The sequence below is a fragment of the Streptomyces sp. NPDC059850 genome (assembly GCF_042731515.1).
GTDB lineage: Bacteria > Actinomycetota > Actinomycetes > Streptomycetales > Streptomycetaceae > Streptomyces.
Map to the genome: position 1 here is coordinate 116,408 of NZ_JBHWJI010000019.1, position 22,238 is coordinate 138,645.

Annotated in this window: 20 protein-coding genes and 1 pseudogene; 12 read left to right on the forward strand and 9 right to left on the reverse strand. The window is 73.3% G+C overall.

The annotated features are described in order from the left end of the window. Both ACFV9T_RS18165 and ACFV9T_RS18170 read left to right on the forward strand, forming a co-directional pair. The gene (locus ACFV9T_RS18165; RefSeq protein ID WP_385441318.1) at positions 1 to 849 is read left to right on the forward strand and encodes a ribonuclease BN; all 849 of its coding nucleotides are present in this window, start codon (positions 1 to 3) and stop codon (positions 847 to 849) included. Between the two features lie 64 nt (positions 850 to 913). Further along, positions 914 to 1,645, forward strand: a complete 732-nt coding sequence (locus ACFV9T_RS18170) for a Mut7-C RNAse domain-containing protein (RefSeq protein WP_385441321.1) — start codon at positions 914 to 916, stop codon at positions 1,643 to 1,645. A gap of 10 nt (positions 1,646 to 1,655) precedes the next feature. On the opposite strand, the gene ACFV9T_RS18175 is transcribed toward ACFV9T_RS18170, so the two are convergent. After that, positions 1,656 to 2,810 carry a PP2C family protein-serine/threonine phosphatase gene (locus ACFV9T_RS18175; RefSeq protein ID WP_385441323.1) on the reverse strand — a complete coding sequence of 385 codons (1,155 nt, stop codon included), beginning with the start codon at positions 2,808 to 2,810 and terminating at the stop codon, positions 1,656 to 1,658. A 97-nt stretch (positions 2,811 to 2,907) separates the two neighbouring features. On the opposite strand from ACFV9T_RS18175, the gene ACFV9T_RS18180 reads away from it, so the two are divergent. Further along, positions 2,908 to 3,696, forward strand: coding sequence for an Fpg/Nei family DNA glycosylase (locus tag ACFV9T_RS18180; protein ID WP_385441326.1), 789 nt, complete (start codon positions 2,908 to 2,910; stop codon positions 3,694 to 3,696). A 97-nt stretch (positions 3,697 to 3,793) separates the two neighbouring features. On the opposite strand, the gene ACFV9T_RS18185 is transcribed toward ACFV9T_RS18180, so the two are convergent. Further along, on the reverse strand, positions 3,794 to 4,393 hold the full coding sequence (locus ACFV9T_RS18185) for a LuxR C-terminal-related transcriptional regulator (protein ID WP_385441327.1): 600 nt from the start codon (positions 4,391 to 4,393) through the stop codon (positions 3,794 to 3,796). A 533-nt stretch (positions 4,394 to 4,926) separates the two neighbouring features. Then, positions 4,927 to 5,244 carry a hypothetical protein gene (locus ACFV9T_RS18190; RefSeq protein WP_385441330.1) on the reverse strand — a complete coding sequence of 106 codons (318 nt, stop codon included), beginning with the start codon at positions 5,242 to 5,244 and terminating at the stop codon, positions 4,927 to 4,929. Between the two features lie 28 nt (positions 5,245 to 5,272). Here ACFV9T_RS18190 and ACFV9T_RS18195 point away from each other — a divergent pair, with 28 nt between their 5' ends. The 4 genes from ACFV9T_RS18195 to ACFV9T_RS18210 all read left to right on the forward strand — a co-directional run bounded on the left by ACFV9T_RS18195 (position 5,273) and on the right by ACFV9T_RS18210 (position 11,500). Then, positions 5,273 to 5,530 (forward strand): hypothetical protein, encoded by a 258-nt coding sequence (locus ACFV9T_RS18195; protein WP_385441332.1) that lies wholly within the window; start codon positions 5,273 to 5,275, stop codon positions 5,528 to 5,530. Between the two features lie 102 nt (positions 5,531 to 5,632). Then, positions 5,633 to 10,075, forward strand: coding sequence for an HAD-IC family P-type ATPase (locus ACFV9T_RS18200; protein WP_385441333.1), 4,443 nt, complete (start codon positions 5,633 to 5,635; stop codon positions 10,073 to 10,075). Positions 10,076 to 10,160: 85 nt separating this feature from the next. Beyond that, positions 10,161 to 10,400 carry a DUF6296 family protein gene (locus ACFV9T_RS18205; protein WP_385441335.1) on the forward strand — a complete coding sequence of 80 codons (240 nt, stop codon included), beginning with the start codon at positions 10,161 to 10,163 and terminating at the stop codon, positions 10,398 to 10,400. Positions 10,401 to 10,510: 110 nt separating this feature from the next. Then, positions 10,511 to 11,500: a sigma-70 family RNA polymerase sigma factor gene (locus tag ACFV9T_RS18210; protein WP_385441337.1), complete on the forward strand. Its 990-nt coding sequence runs from the start codon at positions 10,511 to 10,513 to the stop codon at positions 11,498 to 11,500. Here ACFV9T_RS18210 and ACFV9T_RS18215 read toward each other — a convergent pair. Then, a complete protein-coding gene (locus ACFV9T_RS18215; protein ID WP_385441339.1) occupies positions 11,411 to 11,821 on the reverse strand; it encodes an STAS domain-containing protein in 411 nt (136 codons plus the stop codon). The two genes, ACFV9T_RS18210 and ACFV9T_RS18215, sit on opposite strands and share 90 nt — an antisense overlap. 112 nt (positions 11,822 to 11,933) lie before the next feature. On the opposite strand from ACFV9T_RS18215, the pseudogene ACFV9T_RS18220 reads away from it, so the two are divergent. Then, positions 11,934 to 12,247 (forward strand): annotated as a pseudogene (locus tag ACFV9T_RS18220) (hypothetical protein). A 9-nt stretch (positions 12,248 to 12,256) separates the two neighbouring features. On the opposite strand, the gene ACFV9T_RS18225 reads toward ACFV9T_RS18220, so the two are convergent. Both ACFV9T_RS18225 and ACFV9T_RS18230 read right to left on the reverse strand, forming a co-directional pair. Further along, positions 12,257 to 13,099, reverse strand: a complete 843-nt coding sequence (locus tag ACFV9T_RS18225) for a ketose-bisphosphate aldolase (RefSeq protein WP_385441341.1) — start codon at positions 13,097 to 13,099, stop codon at positions 12,257 to 12,259. Between the two features lie 30 nt (positions 13,100 to 13,129). Continuing rightward, a complete protein-coding gene (locus ACFV9T_RS18230) occupies positions 13,130 to 14,023 on the reverse strand; it encodes an SIS domain-containing protein (RefSeq protein WP_385441343.1) in 894 nt (297 codons plus the stop codon). Between the two features lie 149 nt (positions 14,024 to 14,172). On the opposite strand from ACFV9T_RS18230, the gene ACFV9T_RS18235 reads away from it, so the two are divergent. Next, positions 14,173 to 14,961: a DeoR/GlpR family DNA-binding transcription regulator gene (locus tag ACFV9T_RS18235; RefSeq protein ID WP_385441344.1), complete on the forward strand. Its 789-nt coding sequence runs from the start codon at positions 14,173 to 14,175 to the stop codon at positions 14,959 to 14,961. Positions 14,962 to 14,980: 19 nt separating this feature from the next. Here the strand turns inward: ACFV9T_RS18235 and aroQ are convergent, their stop codons facing one another. Then, positions 14,981 to 15,454: a type II 3-dehydroquinate dehydratase gene (aroQ, locus tag ACFV9T_RS18240; RefSeq protein ID WP_385441345.1), complete on the reverse strand. Its 474-nt coding sequence runs from the start codon at positions 15,452 to 15,454 to the stop codon at positions 14,981 to 14,983. A 232-nt stretch (positions 15,455 to 15,686) separates the two neighbouring features. Here aroQ and ACFV9T_RS18245 point away from each other — a divergent pair, with 232 nt between their 5' ends. Both ACFV9T_RS18245 and ACFV9T_RS18250 read left to right on the forward strand, forming a co-directional pair. Beyond that, positions 15,687 to 16,058 (forward strand): L-rhamnose mutarotase, encoded by a 372-nt coding sequence (locus tag ACFV9T_RS18245; protein ID WP_385441347.1) that lies wholly within the window; start codon positions 15,687 to 15,689, stop codon positions 16,056 to 16,058. Between the two features lie 130 nt (positions 16,059 to 16,188). Then, entirely contained in the window at positions 16,189 to 17,880 is a 1,692-nt protein-coding gene (locus ACFV9T_RS18250) for a S1 family peptidase (RefSeq protein ID WP_385441350.1), read from the forward strand. 81 nt (positions 17,881 to 17,961) lie between these two features. Here ACFV9T_RS18250 and ACFV9T_RS18255 read toward each other — a convergent pair whose 3' ends face one another. Continuing rightward, the gene (locus tag ACFV9T_RS18255) at positions 17,962 to 18,723 is read right to left on the reverse strand and encodes a uracil-DNA glycosylase (RefSeq protein WP_385441352.1); all 762 of its coding nucleotides are present in this window, start codon (positions 18,721 to 18,723) and stop codon (positions 17,962 to 17,964) included. Beyond that, on the reverse strand, positions 18,720 to 20,465 hold the full coding sequence (gene polX, locus ACFV9T_RS18260; RefSeq protein ID WP_385441354.1) for a DNA polymerase/3'-5' exonuclease PolX: 1,746 nt from the start codon (positions 20,463 to 20,465) through the stop codon (positions 18,720 to 18,722). The genes ACFV9T_RS18255 and polX overlap by 4 nt, the downstream gene beginning before the upstream one ends. Positions 20,466 to 20,604: 139 nt before the next feature. Between polX and ACFV9T_RS18265 the strand changes: the two genes are divergently transcribed. Next, complete coding sequence (locus tag ACFV9T_RS18265; protein ID WP_385441356.1) at positions 20,605 to 21,762, forward strand: hypothetical protein; 1,158 nt, start codon at positions 20,605 to 20,607, stop codon at positions 21,760 to 21,762. Positions 21,763 to 22,238: the final 476 nt, after the last annotated feature.

Below are 22,238 nucleotides of genomic sequence, written 5' to 3' on the forward strand. Positions count from 1 at the left end.
ATGTCCGAGCAGTCCCCCGACCCCCCGCACCACCGCTCGCGGTTCCGGCGGCTGCACCGCACGTTCCACCGGTCCCCGGCCGGGCGGGGGTATCGCCGGGGCAGCGAATTCGAGCTGATGCACCGGGCGTTGGGGTTCGCCGCGCTCGGCTTCCTCACCCTGGTGCCGCTGCTGATCGTGGTCGCCGCGGCCGATCCGGTGAACCGGCACGGCTTCGCCCAGTGGCTGGCCGAGGGGCTCGGGGTGTCCGCCACCTCACGGGACGAGGTCCTGGACCTGTTCGCCCCGCCGAGGCGGTCGCTGGAGACCACCACCGCGTTCGGTCTGGCCACCCTGGCCCTCTTCGGGCTGACCTTCGGCGGGGTGGTGCAGACCGGCTACGAGAAGGTGTGGGAGCTGCCCCCGGGGCGCTGGCACACCGTGTGGCGCCATCTGGTCTGGCTCACCGTGCTCATCGGCTACCTCCTGCTCTCCTCCCACCTCGGCTCGGGGCCCCTCCGGCTGGTCGTCACCGTCATCGGCACGGTGCTCTTCTTCTGGTGGTCGCAGCGGCTGCTGCTGGGTGGGCGGATCAGCTGGGGCGCCCTGCTGCCGGGCGCGCTGTCCACGGGTGTCGGGCTGCTGGGGCTGCGGGTCTTCTCCCGGCTGGTGTTCTCGCCGCTGATCGCCTCCAGCGCGGTGTCCTACGGCCCGGTCGGCACCGTGCTCGTCGTGCAGTCCTGGCTGGTCGGCGTCGGCTTCGTGGTGTTCGGCGGCGCGCTCGTCGGGCGGCTGCTGCACGAGGAGTATCTGCGGCTGGTGACCTGGCGCCGCACGCGACGCCGCCTGGAGCGCTCTCGCGGTGGCTGACAGGGGTGCCTGACGGGCGGAAACCGCGTCGCCCGGGGCCGGTCACCCCTGGCATGCTGGCGGTGTGAACGGACCGGAGATCCAGCTCAGCCTCGCCCCTGAACTGCGGCTTTTCGCCGCCCCCGAACGGCGCCTGGCACGCACGGCCGTCATCACCGACGGCGCGTCCACCCTCGGCCATGTCGTCGAGTCGTTCGGGGTCCCGCTCACCGAGGTCGGGCGGCTGCTCGTCGACGGCCGGGAGACCGCCGTCTCGCATGTGCCCGGGGCGGGGGAGTCCGTGGAGGTGCACCCGGTCGTCCGGCCGCAGCGGATCCCGGGCGCGCCGCTGCGCTTCCTGCTCGATGTCCATCTGGGCACCCTCGCGCGCCGCCTCAGGCTGCTGGGCATCGACACGGCGTACGAGAGCGAGGACATCGGCGACCCCGCGCTCGCCGCCCGCTCCGCGGCCCAGCGCCGGGTGCTCCTCTCGCGCGACCGGGGGCTGCTGCGGCGGCGCGAGCTGTGGGCCGGGGCGTATGTCTACAGCGACCGGCCGGATGAGCAACTGCGCGACGTCCTGGGCCGGTTCACGCCGTCGCTCGCCCCGTGGACCCGCTGCACGGCGTGCAACGGCCCCCTGGAGAACGCCGACAAGGACACGGTCCGCGAGCGGCTGGAGCACGGCACGCGGAGCACGTACGAGGTGTTCGCCCGCTGCGCCGCCTGCGAGCGCGTCTACTGGCGCGGCGCCCACCACGCCCGGCTGGAGGCGATCGTGGCGGCCGCGATGGCGGAGTTCGGCGCCCCGGTGTAGCTCCGCCCCCTCAGGTGGCGGGGCGCCAGCCCGGTTCTCCGCCCGTCGCCCGCTCGACGAGGATCATCGCCGCGTCGTCCGCCAGCCGCCCCTCGGCGTGGTGGACCAGGGCGTGGCGCAGCCGGTCCAGGTATTCGGTCGGGGTGGCGCCCTCCACGGTCTCCATGGCCCGCGGCAGCGGGAAGAACTCGTTGCAGTGGTTGCGCGCCTCCAGCACCCCGTCGGTGTGCAGCAGCAGCCGGTCGCCGGTGACGAACGGGAAGGTCTCGACGCCGATCGGGGGCGGGGTCAGGAACTCGTCCAGGCCGAGCGGCGGCAGCGGTCGCACCGGGCCCAGCGCCCGCGCCTCGCCGTCGTGCAGCACCAGCGGCGGGGGATGGCCACGGTTGATCAGCTGGATCAGGGAGCTGTCGGGTACCACTTGGGCGAGCAGGACGGTGACGAACTGCTCGGCCTGCTCGTCCCAGTCCTGGAGCCGGGACCGGTCCAGCAGGTCGTATTCGCGGCCCAGCGCGGCCGCGCACCGCTCCATCACCTCGATCAGATCGTGTTCGTAGTGCACGGCCTCCCGGAAGGCGCCCAGGATCGCCGCGGCGGACCGCACCGCGGCCAGCCCCTTGCCGCGTACATCGCCGACGATCAGCCGCACTCCGTAGCGGGTGCCCACCGCCTCGTACAGATCGCCGCCGATCTGCGCCCCGCGCTCGGCCGCCATGTACACGCTGGCGGTGCGCACCCCGCCCATGCGGGCGGGCAGCGGCCGCAGCACCACGTTCTGGGAGACCTCGGCGATCCGGCGGACCTGGGTCAGCTCCCGGCCCCTGCGCTCCCGGATGGCGCTGCTGGCCACGCTCGCCACGGACACCACGAGCAGCGCCAGCAGGTTCGCGTACACCTGCTGGGTGCCCCAGGCGTCGTTGTGGGTCGCGGTGAGCGCGCTGATCGCCGCCGCCAGAGCCACCACGCCACCGGTGCCGACCGGGCCCATGGTCACCGCGGCCAGCGCCGGGGCCGGGGTGAGGAGGGGGCCGGTGTAGAGCACATGCGCGGGCGTCAGCTCGATGGTGACGACCGCTGCCATGACCACGAAGGGCAGGCACCGCGCGATCGCGAAGAGGGTCTGATTGCGACCGCTCGCTCCCGGCTCGGAGCGGATGAATCGCATATCCAGGTACTTTATCCGACTCGTGCAAAGTTTTGGTTATCCTCACCTTTCTTCTCCGCCACGGGCCGTGTTTCAGGGGTGGGCGTAATCTGGCGTTATGCCCGAGCTGCCGGACGTCGAGGGCTTTCGCCGCACTCTGTCCTCCTGCGCGCAGGGGCACCGGATCGAGCGCGTCGAGGTGGCCGATCCGGGGGTGCTGCGCGGGGTGACCGCCGCGCGGCTGAGGCGCGAGCTGGAGGGCCGCCGGTTCGCCGCGCCACGGCGCCACGGCAAGTGGCTGATCGCCCCGACCGAGGGCGCCACGCTCATCCTGCACTTCGGCATGACCGGGGGACTGGTGTGCCGCTCCGGGGACGATCCGCCCGAGCGGTTCGGCCGCGTCACCCTCACCCTCGACGACGGCCATCAGCTCCGCTACCACGACCAGCGCAAGCTGCGCGGGCTGTGGCTCGCCGCCACGGACGCCGACGTCGACCGCGTCCTCGGCGAGCAGGGCCCGGACGCGCTCTCGCTGGGCCGGGCCGAGCTGGACACCCTGCTGGCAGGGCGGCGCGGACGGGTCAAGGCCACGCTGACCGACCAGTCCGTCGTCGCCGGGCTCGGCAATCTGCTCGGCGACGAGATCCTGTGGCGGGCACGGGTCCATCCGAAGAGCCGGACCGGCGACTTGGGCCCCGACGAGCGGCGGCGGCTGCACACCGCGCTGCGCGGAGTGCTGCGCACCTCGGTGCGGGCGGGACAGGTGCCGCCCCGGCCGTCCTGGCTCACCGGCCACCGCGACGACCCGGACCCGCACTGCCCGCGCTGCGGCCGCCCGCTGCGCCGCGCGAAGATCGCCGGCCGGACCAGCACCTGGTGCCCGCGCTGCCAGCCGGAACGCTCCTGACCCGGCGTCCCGGCGACGTCGTCTGGCGCGGAATCACTTCTGAACGGGCGGTGTCACTTGATCCGGTGTCACTTGACCGGTGTCACCTGATCCGGGGTCACTTGACGAAGTCCGGGCGCACCCGGGCGGGCCAGGTGCCGACGGTCAGGATGCCCGCCGCGTACGCGCGCGAGACCAGGGCCGCGCGGTTGGGCGCCTTCATCTTCCGCAGCATCGACCCCACGTGGTACTCGACGCCCTGGCGGCTGAGATAGAGCTTGGCGGCCATCTGCACGGTCGAGGCGCCGGTGGCCACGCCCTCGAGTATCTGCGCCTCCAGTGGCGAGAGCAGATTGCGGCGCTGGGCGGTGGCGTCGTCCTCGGCCTTCTCGTCGTCCGGCTTGACCAGGACGACGATGGCCGACAGCTCGTCGGACGGGCCCTGGACGGCCGTACCGGTCAACTCGCCGGAGAACACCCGGCCGCCCGAGCGGTAGCCCACCACGCGCTCGGTGAAGCGGGTGCGACGGCCGTCGTGCAGCCGCAGGAAGTGTTCCCGCAGGACGGCGGGGGCGCTGGGGTGGAGCAGTTCGAAGAGGTTGCGTCCGCACAACTCGGCCGAGGTTCCGCCGAAGTGCCGGAAGAAGTCCTCGTCCCCGGCGAGGACTTGGAGGTCGAGGGCGAGGGTGGCCATGCCGGTGGCGTGGCGTCCGGTCACGGCACGCGCCCGGTTCCGGTCATGGGCTAAGCCCGAAGCTGCCTGTGTGGGCAGCCGACGGGCGGCCTGAGTGGTGTGGGGGTGAGCCATGGAGAGCACCGCTTTCTGTTGTCTCAACAACGGCATGGTCGTGCGGAAACCGGAAAAGGCTGAGGTCGCGGCCCTGCAACCAGCCACCGGACCGGCGCTGGAACGGGATGGTGCGACGGCTCCAGTGACGGGTGTTAGATGCGCTACATGGTATATACCAACGTTTCGACTGCTTGCCACTGCCCGTTTGTGGGCAACTTCTGCCCGATCCTTGCCCGTATGACCTGATGAAACAGTCAAAGGCGCCGCTGATCGGGGAAAGCGGGCATCGCTCGCGCATCACGAAGTCTCGGTGAATCCCTAGTCTGTCCCATTCCGTCTGACGCGGGCACCGGCGATTTCTGGACGGATCGCCTGGTTTCGGTCGCACGGGGCTCGGGCCGCCCGGCACACCGGGTCCCGCCCCCGCGCGTACACGGGGGCGGGTCCGGGGTCCGCCGTGTTCAGGCCTTGCGGGTCTCGGACGGTGGCGCCATGACCCCGCCGCGCCGCAGCACCGCGTAGCCGACGCCGACGCCCAGGGCGACCGGCCATTCGATGACCTCGGCGACGCCCAGCACCCCGAGCCCCGCGTACAGCGGGAGGCCGCCCTTGGCGGGCAGCACCCGGCGGGCCGCCGCGATCGGCATCAGCGCCATGTTCGCGGCGCCCTTCGCCGCACGGCCGATGCGCTCGCCGTCGACACGGTCGAGATGGGTCGCGCTCGCGGCGCGGTCGAGCCGCGTCGCGTGTGCCACGTGGCCGAGGCTGGGGATCGTCATGGTGATCCGGTGGTCACCCTTCTGGGGGGTGGGCTTCGCGGACTTCGCCGCCTTGGCCGTCTTCGACCTCTGTGTGCTCTTCGCCGCCTTGGTCTTCCCCGACTGCGCGGACTTGGCAGCGGCCGCGGTCTTCGAGGGGCCCTTCGACGGGGCCTTGGTCTTCGATGTGGCCTGGCTCCGGCCCGACTTGCCGGCGCTGCGCGCCGACGACCGTGCCGTCGCTGAAGTGCTGCGCTTGCGGGAGCTGGTGGGAGTGGTCACTGGTCTCACGTCCACACATGATTGACGTCCGGAATCTTCTGCTTATTTCAGGGTAATCGGAATCAACCGGACGGGCCGCTCCACACGGAAACGCGCCGCGGCCACCGACACACCGGAGGTCTCGCCGATGACGACGCTGCCTGGGCTGCACTTGATGAAACCCCCGATGCTGGAGCCCCTCACCCATGGAGTGGCCGCGCGGGTACGGGACGCCGCCGGAGCGGTCAACCGGCTGGTCCACCCGCCCGGCCGAGGGGTGTGGTCGTACCCGGGCCGCTACTACATCGAGGTGCACGGTGTGCACGGGATCGGCGGGGAACAGGTGGCGGGCCGGGTGGAGGCGGCCCTCGAAAAGCATCCGGGCGTGCTGTGGGCCCGGGTGAACGCGCCCTCCGAGCGGGTCGTCGTCGCCGTCGCGAAACCGCCCCCTCGCGAGGTGGAACTGGTCGCCCTGATCGAGCGCGCGGAGACCCGCGGCCCCGCCGTGCCCACCGAGGAGTTCGACGAGTGGGCCCCGGAGCCACGCCACCCCTCGGGCGGGCCACGGGAGGCCCAGTCCCTCGCCGTGGTCGTCGCGGACGTGCTGGGCCTGAGCGTCGCCACCGCCCTGCGGCTGGCCCCGTGGCTCAAGCTCCCGACCGAGGTGAGCGCGTCCATGTCCGCCATCCAGAACCACCCCCGGCTGCGCCGGCTGGCCCTGGCCGTCACCCGGGGCCAGCCCACCGAGGCGGCCCTGCCGGTGCTGAGCGCGCTGACCCAGAGCGTGGCCACCAGCGGCGGCGGGCTCGCCCTCGACCTCGCCCAGCGCATGGGCCTGTGGCGGGAGGCCAGGGCCGAGGGCGAGGCCTGGGCGGCGATGGAGCCGCAGCTGGTGCACGGACCCCAGGACGTGGCCGCCGAACCCATCGTGGTGGAGCGGCCGGGGCCCACCCCCCAAGACAGCATGGAGCGGTTCGCGGAGCGGTCCATGGCCGTGGGGGCCGCGGTCGGCGCGCTGGCCGCGCCCTTCGCCGGACCGCGCCGTGGGCTGGCCGTGGCGTTCTCGTCCATACCGAAGGCGCCCGGCGCCGGACGGGAGGGCTTCGCCACCAGCCTCGGCCGGTTCCTGGCCCTGCGCGGCGTCCTGGCCATGGACCGCAGCGCCCTGCGGCGGCTCGGCCAGGTCGACACCGTGGTGCTCGACGAGGCGGCGCTGCGCGGCGACCGGTACGAGCCCATCGACCTGGAGCTCCTCGGCGGCGCCGATTCCGAGCAGGTCGCGAAGCGGCTCTTCGACCTCTTCGACCCGGACGAGCCGCTGCGGACCCGGAGCGACAACGGATGGGTACTGGGCCCTCTGGACCAGTTGGAACTGACCGGCCGCACCGGCCAGCAGGCCGCGGCCAGGCTGCGCCGCAAGGGCGGCGAGCGGACCCTCGGCCTGGCCCGGGGAAACCAGCTTCAGGCGGTCGCCGGGCTCGCCGCGCAGGCGATCCCGGGCGCCGAGGCGGTGGCCGCCGCCGCCCGCCGGGCGGGCGCGCGCATCGTCCTGGCCACCGACCGGCCGCATCCGACGGCCTTCACCTTCGCCGACACGGTCGTCCCCTCCGGCCGCCGCCTGGTGGCCTCCGTACGCGGCCTCCAGGCCGATGGCGCGGTCGTCATGCTGCTGTCCGGGAACCGCCGGGCCCTGGGCGCGTCCGACTGCGGCGTCGGGATCCACCACGAGGGCGAGCCGCCCGCCTGGGGCGCCCATCTGCTCGTCGGCGCCGATCTGGAGTCGGCCGGAATCATCGTGGACGCGGTCGGCGTGGCCGCCCAGGTGGACCGGGAGAGCGCCCTGCTGTCGGCGGGCGGCAGCGGCATCGGCGCGGTCGCCGCCCTCAAGGCCCCGCGCGACCAGGCCACCGCGCGCGGCGCGGCGGCCGGGACCACCGCCGGAGCCATCGCGTTCGGCCTCGGCAACTGGCGCGCCCGGCAGTTGCTCTCCCGTCCGCTGGTGCCCCCGGTGTCCACCACGCCCTGGCATCTGATGCCCGTCCCCCGGGTGCTGGAGCGGCTGTCGGCCGACCTCGATCAGGGGCTGACCCCGGAGCAGGCCGCCACCCGGGCGGGCAAGGCCCCCACCCGCACCGGAGAGCCGACCGGCACCAGCCTCCCGGCGGCGTTCATCGAGGAGCTGGCCAACCCGCTCACCCCGGTCCTCGCCGCCGGTGCCGCACTCGCCGCCGCCGTGGGGTCGCGTACCGACGCGGCCCTCGTCGCGGCCATCACCGCGACCTCGGCACTCGTCGGCGGCTTCCAGCGGGTCAGGACCGAGCGGGCGCTCGCGGAGCTGTTCGCCCGCTCGGCGGTCGGCGCCCGGGTGCGCCGCGGCGGTACGGAACGCCTGGTCACTGCCGGGGACCTGGTCCTCGGGGACATCATCACGCTGGGCCCGGAGGACGTGGTTCCGGCCGACTGCCGGGTGCTGGACGCTGACGGTCTGGAGGTCGACGAGTCCTCGCTGACCGGCGAATCCCTGCCGGTGCCCAAGAACGAGACGCCGGTGGTCGCCGCGCACATCACCCAGCGCCGCTCGATGCTCTACGAGGGCACCACCATCTCCGCCGGGCGGGCGCAGGCCGTCGTCGTGGCCACCGGGCCGTCCACCGAGGTCGGCCGCAGCCTGGCCACCGCCCGCCGCGCCGCGCCCGTGACCGGCGTCGAGGCGCGGCTCACCGCGCTCACCCGCTCCAGCGTGCCCATCGCGGTCGGCTCTGCCGCCGCCGTGTCCGGCGCCGGGCTGCTGCACGGCCTCCCGCTGACCGAGAACCTGGCCTCGGCGGTCAACCTCGCCGTGGCGTCCGTACCCGAAGGCCTTCCGTTCCTCGTCAACGCGGCCCAGCTCGCCGCCGCCCGGCGGCTGGCCGACCTCGGAGCCCTGGTCCGCAACCCGCGCACCATCGAGGCGCTCGGCCGCGCCGACGTGCTGTGCTTCGACAAGACCGGCACCCTCACCGAGGGCACCCTCGAACTCGCGGCGGTCAGTAATGGGGGTGGCCCGCTGTCCGCCGACCGGCTCGACCCCTCGTGCAAGGAAGTGCTCGCCGCCGCGCTGCGGGCCACCCCGCCCGCCCGTCAGTCCGAGCCCATGGCCCACCAGACCGACCGCGCGGTCATGGCCGGGGCGCGCCGCGCCGGAGTCGCCGTGCGCCGGGGCGCACCGCGCTGGCGGCGCACCGACGCGCTGCCCTTCGAGCCCTCGCGGGCCTATCACGCCACCGCCGGGTCCACCGCGCGCGGCACCCTGCTGAGCGTGAAGGGCGCCCCGGAGAGCGTGCTGGAGCGCTGCGTCCGGCGGCAGCCGTCCGGTACGGCGGCGAGCACCGCCCTGGACGCCGACGGTGTCGCCGAACTGACCGCGGCCGCCGAGGAGCTGGCCGGTGCCGGGCGCCGGGTGCTGGCCGTGGCGGAACGTCCCATGCGGGCGGGGGAGCAGCTCACCGACGCGTCGGTGCGGGACCTGGTCTTCCGCGGGTTCATCGCGCTGGCCGACCCGGTCCGTACGAGTGCCGCGCCCGCGACCGCGCGGCTGCGCGACGCGGGCGTGCACACCGTGATGCTCACCGGCGACCACCCGGCGACCGCCGAGTCCATCGCGGCCACCGTCATCGACGCCACCGAGCTGAAGGTGTGCACCGGGCCGGAGCTGGACGAGATGAAGGACGCGGAGCTGGACGAACTGCTCCCCACGGTGGACGTCATCGCCCGGTGCAGCCCGCACCACAAGGTGCGGATCGTGCAGGCGTACCAGCGCCTCGGCCGGGTGGTGGCGATGACCGGGGACGGCGCCAACGACGCCCCCGCGATCCGGCTCGCGGACATCGGGATCGCCCTGGGACGGCGCGGCACCCCCGCCGCGACCGCCGCCGCGGACCTCGTCGTGGGCGACGACCGCCTGGAGACGATCGTGTCGGCCCTGATGGAGGGGCGGGCGATGTGGGCCTCGGTGCGGGCCGCGCTCGCCATCCTCATCGGCGGCAACCTCGGCGAGGTCACCTTCAGCGTGCTCGCGTCCGCGATCGCGGGCAGCACCCCGCTCACCGCCCGGCAGATCATGCTCGTCAACCTGCTGACCGACCTCGCGCCCGCGCTCGCCATCGCGGTGCGCGAACCGACCGGGCACACCGGTGAGCGGCTGCTCAAGGAGGGCCCCAGCCGCTCCCTGGGCACCGCGCTGAACCGGGAGATGATGCTGCGCGGCATCATCACGGCCGCCGGTGCGGGCGTGGCGTGGACGGGCGCGCGGCTCACCGGCCGCAAACGCCGGGCCAGTACGGTGGCGCTCGTCGCCCTGGTCGGTACGCAGCTGGCGCAGACCCTGGCCACCGGGGGCCTGGACCGGCATGTGCTGATCGCAGGAATCGGCTCGGCGGCGGTCCTCGCGGGCATCATCCAGACGCCGGGCGTGAGCCAGTTCTTCGACTGCACCCCGCTCGGCCCGCTCGCCTGGGGCATCACCCTCGGCTCCATCGCGGCCGCCACCGTCATCGGCTCGGTCATGACCCCGCTGGCCCGCAGCGCGGTCGCCCCGGAGCCGGGCGCGTGACCCCCTTGCGGTGGCGGGCCTGTTCGATAGTGTTGATTGTCCCGGTTTGGGAATGAGGGGCGGGTCCGTGCGGGAGGAGCATCCGATGTCGCGACGCGAGAGATATGAGCTGATCTTCGCCGATCCGGTCGCCCCGGCGCCGGACGCCGAGGACGTCGTGATGGTGCACCGCACGGACTCCAGCGGTCCCGGCGGACACCCCGTCTACGCGGACGACACCGGCATCGTGCGGGCGGAGATCAGCGATCGCGCCGAGGTGCGGATGCTCGCGAGTGGCGGACACCAGGTGCATGCCTCGACCGTCCGCGCCCGACCGGTGGCCTGACCGGTGTCCCGGGTGGATTCGCAGGTCAGGGGCTTTGTCAGTGGAGCGCGCTAGCTTTCCTCCCAGGGGAGCCCGCAGAGCGGTCTCCGCAGACCGATCGAGGTGGGTCGATGAGTGATGTCGCGGCAGTGGACGGCACGGCCGGTGCCGAGCTCCAGCTGGAGCCGTACCGGGTCCAGCTCACCGGGTACTGCTACCGGATGCTGGGCTCGGCGTTCGAGGCGGAGGACGCCGTCCAGGAGACGATGGTCCGCGCCTGGCGGGGCCTGGAGCGCTTCGAGGGCCGGTCGGCGCTGCGCTCCTGGCTGTACCGCATCGCCACCAACGTCTGTCTGGACATGCTGAACGGAAGCAAGCGCCGGGCCCGTCCGATGGACCTCACCGCCGCCTCCTCCGCGACCCCCACCGCCCTCAACCAGCAGCCGGAGGTCACCTGGATCGGGCCGGTGCCCGACGGGCAGGTGCTGGCCGACGCCGGGGACCCGGCCGAGGTCGCCGCCCAGCGGGACGCGGTGCGGCTGGCGTTCGTGGCCGCCCTCCAGCACCTGGCGCCGCGCCAGCGCGCGGTGCTCATCCTGCGGGAGGTGCTGGCCTGGAAGGCCGCCGAGGTCGCCGAGCTGCTGGGCACCACGGTCGCGTCGGTCAACAGCGCGCTGCAGCGCGCCCGGGCCACCCTCGCCGCGACCGAGATCAGCGACACCGATCCGGTCCAGCCGCTGGACGAGGAGCAGCGCGTGCTGCTCGCCCGCTATGTGGACGCTTTCGAGCGCTACGACCTGGACTCCCTCACCTCGCTCCTGCACGAGGACGCCACCTTGTCCATGCCGCCCTACGAGCTGTGGCTGCGCGGCCACGACGACATCCGCACCTGGCTGCTGGGGCACGGCATCGGCTGCCGGGGCTCCCGGCTGGTCCCTACCGTGGCGAACGGAGCCCCCGCCTTCGGGCAGTACCGGCCGAGCGGACCGGGCGGCGCCCATGAGCCCTGGGCGCTCCAGGTCCTGGAGATATCAGCCGGGCGGATCACCGGGCTCAACTCCTTCCTGGACACCGAGCGGCTGTTCCCGCTCTTCGGCCTCCCCGCCCGGCTCGATCCGTAACGCCGCGGGCGCGGTCAGCAGCTCGTCCAGCCCCGACCGGGCGAGCACCCCGGCCAGCTCCCCGCCCGCGTTCCGCAGCCGCATCTCCCGCCCCAGTCGGGCGGCGGCCAGCCGCAGCCGGGCCAGGGCCTCGACCAGGGCCAGGTCCGGCGGGCGCGCCGCGCCCACGTCCACGGTGACGGGACCGGGGGCGCTGCGGCGCGCCAGCTCGCGCAGCCGTTCGCACAGCCGCTCCACCTCGGCCCGGGTCTGCGGCGGGCCGCCGAGGACCAGGACGGCCGGAGGAAGGACGGGCGGACTCTCGGGCTCGGGACCGGTCAACGTCCACCTCCTGGTGTGGCGGCGCGCGGTGGCCCGCGCGCTCATCGATAGGGACCCTCCGGACCGGGAAAAGTCATCGCCGCACCAGGGACCCGGGTGCCACGATCGGCGCATGACGACACGGCGGCTGAGAGCCGCGCGCGAGGAGGAGGCCGGGGCGCTGACCGAACTGGCGCTGCGGTCGAAGGGCCACTGGGGGTACGACGAGCAGTTCCTGGCCGCCTGCCGGGAGGAACCGACGATGCGCCAAGGCGAGTTGGCGGCCCGCCGGACCACGGTCGCCGCCTCGGCTTCACCCGGCTGACCATCGACGCCGATCCGCACGCCGAGCCGTTCTACCTGGCCATGGGGGCGCGGCGGATCGGTGCCACGCCCTCGGGCTCCATCCCGGGCCGGATGCTGCCGCTGCTGGAGGCCGTGCCGTAACGCCCCGCATCAGCGCGGTACGGCCCGTACCAGGGCCAGCAGGCGCGTCACCTCGCGGGCCACCGCGTCACGCGCCGCCGCGACGTAGCGGCGCGGGTCGACCACCTCGGGATGGTCGGCGAGATGGTCGCGGATCGCCCGGGTGTAGGCCACGTTGAGGTGGGTGGCGATGTTCACCTTCGTCAGACCCGCCACGACCGCGCGGGTCAGATCCGGCTCGGGCACCCCCGAGGAGCCGTGCAGCACCAGCGGTACGGGCACGGCCGCGCGCAGCGCCGCGATCAGGTCCAGGTCCACCACCGCCTCCTTGACCACCATGGCGTGCGAGGTGCCCACCGCGACCGCGAGCGCGTCCACGCCCGTCGCCGCGACATACGCGGCGGCCTCGGCCGGATCGGTCCTGGCCCCGGGCGCGTGTACCCCGTCCTTGCCGCCCACCTCGCCCAGCTCTGCCTCGACCCACACCCCGGCCGCATGGCAGTCGGCGGCCACCGCCGAGGTGGCGGCCACATTGCCGTCGTAGTCGCGCGCCGAGGCGTCGAACATCACGGAGCCGAAGCCCAGCCCGAGCGCCTCCCGCACCAGCCCGGGTTCGGTGGCATGGTCCAGATGCACCGCGACCGGGACCCGCGCGGCGCGGGCGACCTCGACGGTGGCGCGGCCGATCGCGGCCAGCGCGCCGTGATACCGCACCGCGTTCTCGCTGATCTGCAGGATGACCGGCGCCCCGGCCGCCTCCGCCCCGGCCACGATCGCCTGGGCGTGCTCGATCTGGATCACATTGAACGCACCCGCGCCGAGCCCGCCCCGTACGGCGGGCCCGACGATCTCAGCGGTGGCCACCAGCGGCATGGCCCGCCTCCCTCCGCTCGCTCCGCCCGCTCAACCGAGGATCACCGAGCGGGTGAGGTTGCGGGGCCGGTCGGGGTCGAGGCCGCGCGCTGCCGCGATCGCCACCGCGAGCCGCTGCACCAGCACCAGTTCGGCCAGCGGATCGCGGCCGTACCCGACGAGACGGCCGCCCGGCCCGGTGACCTCCTTCTCCGCCAGCCCGGACGGGCCCTCGCCGAGCCACCACACCACGCTGCGCGGGCCGGTGACACTGATCGGCCCGTGCCGGTACTCCATCACCGGATACGCCTCGGTCCACGCGCCCGCGGCCTCGCGCATCTTGAGCGCGGCCTCCTGCGCGACGCCGTACGTCCAGCCGCGCCCGAGGAACGTGAACTGGCCTGCCTCCGCGAGCCAGCCTGGCAGCGGCGCGGTGAGCGCCGCCGCGCCGTCCTCCACCAGACCGTCCAGGTTCTGCCCCAAGTGGGCACGGAGCAGGGCCAGTTCGCTCGTCGCCCAGCGGGTCTGCACCACCGACCGCTCGTCCGCGAAGTCCAGCACGACCGCTGCGTCCGCCAGGGTGGTGACGGGGGATCCGGGGACCGCGGTGATGACGGAGGCGGGCACCGCGCCCCGGATCCGGGCGAGCAGCTCCAGCACCTCGGTCGTGGTGCCCGACCGCGACAGCGCGAGCACCCGGTCGTAGGGGCGCCCGGTCGGCATCTCCGACGCCGCGAACGCGTCCGTCTCGCCCTCGCCCCTGCCCTCGCGCAGCGCCGCGTACGCCTGGGCGATGAACCACGAGGTGCCGCAGCCGACGACGGCGACCCGCTCACCGGCCCGGGGCAGCGCGTCGCGCACCGGTCCGTCCGGGTCCCGGGCCAGTTCGATGGCGCGGCGCCAGCAGTCGGGCTGGCTCGCGATCTCGGTCTCGGTGTGGCTCATGGGGCTCCCCAGCTCGGCTTCCGATGGATGGCGATGCTCGAAGATGCTTCCTACGGCCTGATAATGCGCATGATATTGCAGAGAAGTCCAGAGTGCGGACAACCGGGTAGGGTGAACCGCGACGGTACGACGGGGGTCGAGGAGACGGCGTGAAACGGCCCGAGCGCTGGAACGCCCTGCTGGAACTGCTGGCCAGGGACGGCAAGGTCGAGGTCGAGGAGGCCGCCGCCGAGCTTGCGGTGTCCGCCGCCACCATCCGGCGGGATCTGGACGAACTCGCGCAGCAGCAGATGCTCACGCGCACGCGCGGCGGCGCGGTCGCGCACAACATGTCGTACGACCTTCCGCTGCGCTACAAGACCGCCCGGCGCGCCTCGGAGAAGCAGCGGATCGCCACCGCCGTGGCCCGCATGGTCGAACCGGGCGCGATCGTCGGCCTCAACGGCGGGACCACCACCACCGAAGTGGCCCGCGCCATCGCCACCCGTGGCGAACTGTCCGGCTCCGAGGGCGGCGGCCCGGCCGTCACCGTCGTGACGAACGCCCTGAACATCGCCCATGAGCTGGCGGTGCGCCCGCACATCAAGATCGTGCTCACCGGCGGGGTGGCCCGCCCCCAGTCGTTCGAGCTGATGGGACCGCTGGCCACCGGGGTGCTCGCCGAGGTCTCCCTCGATCTGGCCGTCCTCGGCGTGGACGCGCTGGACCCCGAGGGCGGCGCGGCCGCCCACCACGAGGGCGAGGCCAGCATCAACCACCTCATGGCCCGGCGCGCCGCCCGGGTGGTGGTCGCGGCCGACAGCTCCAAGCTGGGCCACCGGGCGTTCGCCCGGATCTGCGCGCTCGACGAGATCGGGGTGCTGGTCACGGACACCGGCGCCACCGAGGAGGCGATCGCCCCGTACACCGAGGCCGGTGTCCGCGTCATCAGGGCCTGAGTGGCTTAACCGCTGGTGCTCACTTCTTCATGGCCGCGAGCAGCGTGGCCACCCGCTCCACCGCGAAGGCGTAGCCCTGGACGCCGCATCCGGCGATCACACCACTGGCGAGCGCGGAGACATAGGAGTGGTGCCGGAACGCCTCGCGCTGGTGGATGTTGGAGATGTGCACCTCCAGGATCGGCATGTCGTCGCAGGTCGCCAGCGCGTCGCGCAGGGCCACGGAGGTGTGGGAGTAACCGGCCGGGTTGATGACGACGGCCGCGTGGCGCTCCCGGGCCTCATGGATCCAGTCGATCAGCTGCCCCTCGTGGTTGCTCTGGCGGCAGTCGGTGGTGAGCCCGTGCGGGGCGGCCGTCTCCGCGACCAGCTTCTCGATGTCGGCCAGGCTGTCGGTGCCGTAGATCTCCGGCTGGCGGCGGCCGAGCAGGTTCAGGTTCGGCCCATTGAGAACCATGATCGTGGAACGGTCGCGCACGGGGGTGTTGGCCATGGCGTTGGGGTCCTTCCGTGGTCGTCATCGTGGTCGTCATCAGCGGATACGGGGAGTCCGACGGTCACGCCGCTCCGCGAGGCATCGTAGATCGCGGCAACCACCGATGGCTCCCGGCGGGCCCACGAGGCGGCCGCCGGACCGTTGGCGGCCGGGGCCGGAGGGGGCAGAGTGGCTCCGGGCACGTGCCCATGGACCATGACCACTGTGGATGAGATGAAGGGAGACGCCGATGCGCGTGGCGCTGCACTCGGTCCTCAAGGAGGGCCAGGAATCGGGCTACGAGCGGGAGCACGCCACGGTTCCGGCGGATCTGCTGGAGTCGCTGGGGCGGGCCGGGATCACCAACTGGCGGATCTGGCGCAGCGGCCGCCATCTCTTCCACCTCGTGGACTGCGAGGACTTCGCCGCCGCGATGGCGGCGCTGGACGAGGACCCGGTCAACCACCGCTGGCAGGAGTTCATCGGCGCGTACGTCGACCACTTCGAGACCACGGCGGGTTCTCCGGTCGAGGGGTCGGCGCAGATGGCCCTGGGCGAGGTGTGGGAGCTGCGCACCCAGGCGGCCCGGGCGGCCCAGTCCGCCGGGGGCGACGCGGGCTGAGGGCGCGGAAACGGCGGACCCTATCGCTCCGGATCGCTCGGCGCAGCCATTCATCACACTGTGAGTCATGGTGAGAACGGAGTAAACGCCTCCCGTACTCGGTGGTGGCCCTGCGCGGGGGCGTGGCGAAGTGCAACAGGCACTCCGCACACGCCCCGCGCCCCCCTACTGGAGGTCAGTGTTGAGCCACCACCGACGTGTGAACAAGCGGACCCTCGCCGTTTCCGGAGCTGCTGTCGTCGCGCTCGGGGCAGCCGCCCTTCTGCTGCCCAATGCCAATGCGAGCCAGGACAAGACGACGGACGTGAAGACCTTCTCGTCCCCCTCGGCAGTGAAACTCGCGCGGAGTCTCGCCACTGACCTCGGTGACAATGGCGCTGGCTGGTACTTCAACAACGACACGAGCCAACTGGTCATGAACGTCATGACCGAGGACGCGGCGAAGGCCGTGGAGGCGCAGGGCGCGGTCGCCAAGATCGTGCAGAACAGCATGACCGAGCTGAAGGCCGCCACCCAGACCCTGAGCACCGACGCCTCGGTGGCCGGTACCGCCTGGTCCATCGACCCGGTGACCAACAAGGTCCGGGTTACCGCCGACAAGACCGTGACCGGCACCAAGTGGGCCACGCTGACCAAGGCCACGGACGCGATGGACGGCATGGTGACCGTCCAGCGGACGAAGGGCGAGTTCAAGAGGTTCGACGAGGGCGACACAGCTCAGACGGGCGGCGCTGCGGGCGCCGGTGGCGCGGCGGGCGACGCCGCCGAGGACGACGCGGCCGCCGGTGGCGCGGGCGACGCTGCCGCTGGGGGTGCCGGTGACGCGGGCGCCGGTGGTGCCGGTGACGCCGCGGCCGGTGGCGCTGGCGAGGCGGGTGCCGGTGGCGCGGGCGAGGCGGCCGGTGGCGCCGGTGAGGCCGCTGGCGGTGCCGGTGAGGCGGCCGGTGGCGCGGGCGGTGGCGGCGAAGCGGCCGCCGGTCTCGTCGGTGGCGATGCCATCTTCGGCGGTGGCTCCCGCTGTTCCCTCGGCTTCAACGTCGACGTCGACGGAGCACCCGGCTTCCTGACCGCGGGCCACTGCGGCAACGAGTCCGAGACCTGGACCGCGGACCAGGAAGGTGCCCAGGCGCTGGGCACGGTCCAGGACACCCAGTTCCCCGAGACCGACTTCGCGCTGGTCATGTACGACGACGCGACCACCCAGCCCGAGAGCGCGGTCAAGCTCGCCGACGGCACCAACCAGGCCATCGGCCGGGCCGTCGAGGCCAGCGTGGGCCTGCAGGTGACGCGCACCGGCAGCACGACGGGTGTCAGCGACGGCGAGGTCACCGGCCTGAACGCCACGGTGAACTACGGCGGTGGCGACATCGTCAACGGCCTCATCCAGACGAACGTGTGCGCGGAGCCGGGCGACAGTGGCGGCGCGATGTTCGCCGGGGACGCGGCGGTCGGCCTCACGTCCGGTGGCAGTGGCGACTGCACCCAGGGCGGCGAGACGTTCTTCCAGCCGGTGACCGGTGCCCTGGAGGCCACGGGCGCCGTGATCGGCGCCGATGACGGTGGCGCGGGCGACGCCGGTGGCGCCGAGGACGCCGGTGGCGCCGCTGCCGGTGCGGGCGAGGAAGGCGCCGCCAACGCGGGCGCGGGCGAGGAAGGCGCCGCGAACGCCGGTGCCGGTGACGAAGGCGCCGCCAACGCCGGTGCGGGCGCCGAGGGTGCCGCGAACGCCGGTGCGGGCGCCGGAGCCAATGCCGGTGCGAACGCCGGTGCCAACGCGGGCGCCGGTGCCGGTGACGCCGCCAGTGGGGCCGGGCTCAACTGACCCGGCTCACCCCCTGAACGAGGCCCCGGGCGCCCTCCTGCCCCAGTGCCCGGGGCCTCCCTCTCTTCCCCCGCACCACGGTCAGCCGTGCGCGGGGAGCCCGGCCGCCTCCGCCGCCGCGCCGAGCACATCGCGCAGTACGGCCGGGGTGAGCCGACCGGTGAACGTGTTCCGCTGGCTCACGTGATAGCAGCCGAACACCCGCAGTGGGGCGCCCCCATCGGTGGCTTCCAGGGTGATCCGCGCGCCGTGTCCGAAGGCGGGTCGTGGCCGGGGCACGGCCCAACCGGCGGCGTTCAGCGCGGGCAGGGCGGCCTGCCAGCCGAAAGCCCCGAGGACCACCACCGAGCGCAGGGTCGGCCGCAGCAGCCGCAGTTCCCGCTCCAGCCACGGGCGGCAGGTGTCCCGCTCCTCCGGGGTGGGGCGGTTGGCGGGCGGGGCGCAGTGCACCGGTGAGGTGATCCGCACCCCGCGCAGCACGAGACCGTCGCCGACGTGGGTGGCGGTGGGCTGGTTGGCGAGGCCCACCGCGTGCAGCGCCGCGAACAGGAAGTCGCCGGAGCGGTCGCCCGTGAACATCCGGCCTGTGCGGTTGCCGCCGTGCGCGGCCGGGGCGAGCCCCACCAGGGCGAGCGCCGCGTCCGGCGGACCGAATCCGGGCACCGGCCGGGCCCAGTAGTCCCAGTCGGCGAAGGCCGCCCGCTTCGTACGGCCCACCTCCTCGCGCCACGCCACCAGCCTCGGGCACGCCCGGCACCGGCTCACCCGCTCGTCCAGCTCGGCGAGGGTACGGGCGCCGGGGGCCAGGCGGGCGGGCTCGGCGAGAGCGTCACGTGGCGTCATACGTCGCGCGGGTGCCCCGGCCCCTTGCGCAGGAAACGCCGCAGCCGGGTCAGTGGCCAGGTGTTGATGACATCGTCGGTGGTCAGCCAGGCGCGCTGGGCCATGCCCACCCCGTACCGCTGATTGGCCAGGTCCAGCGTGGAGTGCGCGTCGCTGTCGATGGCGAACACCACGCCGTGCTCCTTCGCCCGCAGGATGTTCTCGTCCGACAGGTCAAGACGGTTCGGATGCGCGTTGATCTCCAGGGCGGTGCCGGTACGGGCACACGCGGCGAACACCGCGTCCAGGTCGGCGTCGACGCCGGGCCGTTTGCCGAGGATCCGGGTCGTCGGATGGCCGATGATGTTGACGTGCGGGTTCTCGCAGGCCCGCAGGAACCGCCGGGTCATGGTGTCCCGGTCCTGGCCGAACTGCGTGTGCACCGAGGCCACGCACACATCGAAGCCGTCGAGGAAGTCGCCGGGCCAGTCCATCTCACCCTCGGCGTCGATGTTCAGCTCCACCCCGTGCAGCAGCCGCATGTCCCGGCGGCCGCGCCCTCGGTCCATGGCGCGCAGCCGCTCCCGCTGGGCGAGGATCTTCTCCTTCGTCATCTGCTGCATGTACAGCTTCGGCGCGTGGTCGGTGACGGCGTAGTACGCGTAGCCGCGCCGCTCCGCCGTGGCGATCATGTTCTCCAGCGGTTCGAGGCCATCGGTGAGATCGGTGTGGGTGTGCAGATCGCCGCGCAGATCGGATTCGCCCACCAGCGTGGGGAGTTGGCCCTCCAACGCGGCCTTCACCTCGCCTCGGTCCTCGCGCAGGGTCGGCGGGATCCAGTCCATGCCGAGCCGCGCGTACACATCCTCCTCGCTGCGTGAGGCGATCTTCTTCCCGCTCTTGGTCTCGAAGAGGCCGTACTCGGAGAGCTTGAGCCCGTGGCGCACCGCGATGGCGCGGACCCGGATGTTGTGGGCCTTGGAGCCGGTGAAGTACAGCAGCCCCGCGCCCCACGAGTCGAGCGGCAGCACCCGCAGATCCACCTGGAGCCCCTTGGTGGTGCGGATGGAGGTCTTCTTCTCGCCGTGCGCGATGACCTCGGCGGTGTACGGGAGCGCGGTGAACGCGTCCATGAACGGTCCCGATTCGGCCGCCGCCACCAGGATGTCCACATCGCCCACGGTCTCCCGCATCCGGCGCAGCGACCCGGCGTACGCCACCCGCTCACAGCCCGGCACCCCGGACAGCGCGGCCACGATGTCGTCGGCGACGTCCATGGCGTCGTCCAGCGGGATCCGGCCGCCCGCGGCCCGCAGCAGCCCGATGCCGTGCAGGATGTTCTCCTCGGACTTCGGCCCGAAGCCCTTGAGGTCGCGCAGCCGGTGTTCCTCGATCGCGGTGGCCAGCTGCTCGACCGAGGCGATGTCCAGCTCCTCGTACAGCAGCATGGCCTTCTTCGGCCCGAGCGCCGGGATCGCGGTCAGCTCCCGCACCCCGGCCGGGATCGCGGCGCGCGCCTGCTCGACGGCGGGCACGTGTCCGGTGCGCAGATACTCGACGACCTTCTCGGCGATCGACTTGCCGACGTTCGGGATCTCCCGCAGCGCCTTCACATCGAGCCGCGCCACATCGGCGGGATGGCCGCCGATCGACCGCGCGGCCTTCTCGTAGGCGCGCGCCCGGAACGCGTCCCCGCCCGTGATCAGGAGGAGATCGGCGTACTCACGCAGGAGGGCTTCGACCTCCTCGTTGGAGCGAGCCATGCAACAGATTCTAGTCGCGCTGCGGCCATCCGACGCGGCGGTGCGGACACGCCCTAGCGCTCCCGGAGAGCTGGAGGGATGCTTGGTTCGAGAAGCGCGTGTGTTTCCCCGCGTGTGTTTCCCCGGTTTGGGGGAGGTCATGGACGTTGGATTCCTGAAGCCGTTGTTCGATCGCCCCGGTCCGTGGGCGTGCGTCTACCTCGACACCTCGCGTGCGACGGAGGACGCCCCCACGCGGCGCCGGTTGCGGGAGCGGTTCGTGGCCGGTCAGCTGACCGCCCAGGGCGCCGATCCCCGCACCCGGGAGGCGGTGGTGAGCAGGCTGGCCGGTGAGCGGGCGGCCACGGCGTCCGCCGGGCGGGCGCTGTTCGCCGCGGACGGTGAGGTGGTGCTCGACCTGCCGCTGGCCCTGTCCCCGGGCGATGTGGTGACGTCCTGGTCGCCGCTGCCCCGGGTGGCGCCACTGGCGTCGCTGCGCGGTGAGTGGCCGTCGTGCCTGGTGGTGTACGTCGACCGAACGGGCGCCGACCTGGAGCTGCGCGACGAGGGCGGGGCCCGCCCGGTGTGCCGCGCCACCGCCGGGGGACCGCGGGGCCGTGGCCACCGGTCGGTGCCCGCCGACCGGTACGAGTGGCACTACCGCAACCGGGTCGAGAACGGCTGGGAGCACACCGCGGACCTTGTCGCCGAGGAGCTGGTACGGCAGTGGCCGGACAGCGGGGCGCCGCTGCTCGTCCTGGCGGGCGATCCGCGCGAGCGCAGGGCGGTACGCGACCGGCTGCCCGAGCCGCTGCGGGAGCGGGCCGTGGAGGCGCGGCACGGCAGCCGGGCACCCGGATCGGCCCGGGAACTCCTGGAGACGGAGATCGACCACGCCCGCGCGGACCACGCCCGGGCCCATCTGGAAGCCGTACTCGACCTCTTCCGCGCCGGGCGCGGCCGCCCCGGCGGGCACATCGCCAGCGGCCACGACGGCTCCGCGCCGAGCGGGGCGGCGGAGGGGGTGCCCGCGGTGGTGGAGGCGGTGCGCAGCCATCAGGCGGCCACCCTGCTGCTGGGGCAGGCGGGCGGCGACATGCGCCACGAGGTGTGGATCGGGCCCGGCGCCGATCAGGTGGCGGTACAGCGGGCCCAGGTGCGGGCGCTGGGCGTGAGCGCGCCCGAGCCCGCGCGCGCGGACGACGCGCTGATGCGGTCCGCGGCGGTGGCCGACACCGAGGTGCTGCTGGTCCCCGAGGGCGTGCCCGGACCGGCCGGGGGACTGGGCGCGGTGCTGCGCTGGCACGGGCAGGGTTGAGCACACGAGACCTGACATCCCGTCGAGACCTGACATCCTGTCGGGCTGAAATCGTGTCGAAAGCTATTTTTTCTCGGCGAGTCAGTCACCTGAGGAAAGTTCACACTTTTGTATGCTTTCTTCAGCGCGTCGTTCCCCCCTGTCGGACAGTCACTGTCCGTACGGTCACGAAAGGGGCTCCACATGCAGACGATGGAGGTTCGCCCACCGGTAACAAGTCGCTCCCGTAGTAGATGGCGTCGATACGGCCGCCTCGCCGCCGCGAATTTCGTACGGGGCGCGTCGTACGCGTCCGGTACCGCGGCCATCGGTCTGATGGCGTGGTGGGTGCAGACCCACTAGCCCCCTGGTTGTCCCCGGTTGTGGGGGGCGGCCCCCCGGGGGGGGGGGGGGGGGGGGACGGGGGGGGGGGGGGGGTGGGTGGTGAAACCGGCCCGCGGTTTTTGAATTGGGGGGGGGGGGGGGCGCGGCCCGGG

What these genes read in the sequence shown, in the direction of transcription:
- ACFV9T_RS18165 (WP_385441318.1), top strand. Translation starts at nt 1, where the DNA reads ATGTCCGAGCAGTCCCCCGACCCCCCGCACCACCGCTCGCGGTTCCGG.
- ACFV9T_RS18205 (WP_385441335.1), top strand. Translation starts at nt 10,161, where the DNA reads ATGTCGCGACGCGAGAGATATGAGCTGATCTTCGCCGATCCGGTCGCC.
- ACFV9T_RS18180 (WP_385441326.1), top strand. Translation starts at nt 2,908, where the DNA reads ATGCCCGAGCTGCCGGACGTCGAGGGCTTTCGCCGCACTCTGTCCTCC.
- ACFV9T_RS18200 (WP_385441333.1), top strand. Translation starts at nt 5,633, where the DNA reads ATGACGACGCTGCCTGGGCTGCACTTGATGAAACCCCCGATGCTGGAG.
- ACFV9T_RS18190 (WP_385441330.1), bottom strand. Translation starts at nt 5,244, where the DNA reads ATGACGATCCCCAGCCTCGGCCACGTGGCACACGCGACGCGGCTCGAC.
- ACFV9T_RS18255 (WP_385441352.1), bottom strand. Translation starts at nt 18,723, where the DNA reads ATGACGCCACGTGACGCTCTCGCCGAGCCCGCCCGCCTGGCCCCCGGC.
- ACFV9T_RS18210 (WP_385441337.1), top strand. Translation starts at nt 10,511, where the DNA reads ATGAGTGATGTCGCGGCAGTGGACGGCACGGCCGGTGCCGAGCTCCAG.
- aroQ (WP_385441345.1), bottom strand. Translation starts at nt 15,454, where the DNA reads ATGGCCAACACCCCCGTGCGCGACCGTTCCACGATCATGGTTCTCAAT.
- ACFV9T_RS18245 (WP_385441347.1), top strand. Translation starts at nt 15,687, where the DNA reads ATGCGCGTGGCGCTGCACTCGGTCCTCAAGGAGGGCCAGGAATCGGGC.
- ACFV9T_RS18265 (WP_385441356.1), top strand. Translation starts at nt 20,605, where the DNA reads ATGGACGTTGGATTCCTGAAGCCGTTGTTCGATCGCCCCGGTCCGTGG.
- polX (WP_385441354.1), bottom strand. Translation starts at nt 20,465, where the DNA reads ATGGCTCGCTCCAACGAGGAGGTCGAAGCCCTCCTGCGTGAGTACGCC.
- ACFV9T_RS18230 (WP_385441343.1), bottom strand. Translation starts at nt 14,023, where the DNA reads ATGAGCCACACCGAGACCGAGATCGCGAGCCAGCCCGACTGCTGGCGC.
- ACFV9T_RS18175 (WP_385441323.1), bottom strand. Translation starts at nt 2,810, where the DNA reads ATGCGATTCATCCGCTCCGAGCCGGGAGCGAGCGGTCGCAATCAGACC.
- ACFV9T_RS18225 (WP_385441341.1), bottom strand. Translation starts at nt 13,099, where the DNA reads ATGCCGCTGGTGGCCACCGCTGAGATCGTCGGGCCCGCCGTACGGGGC.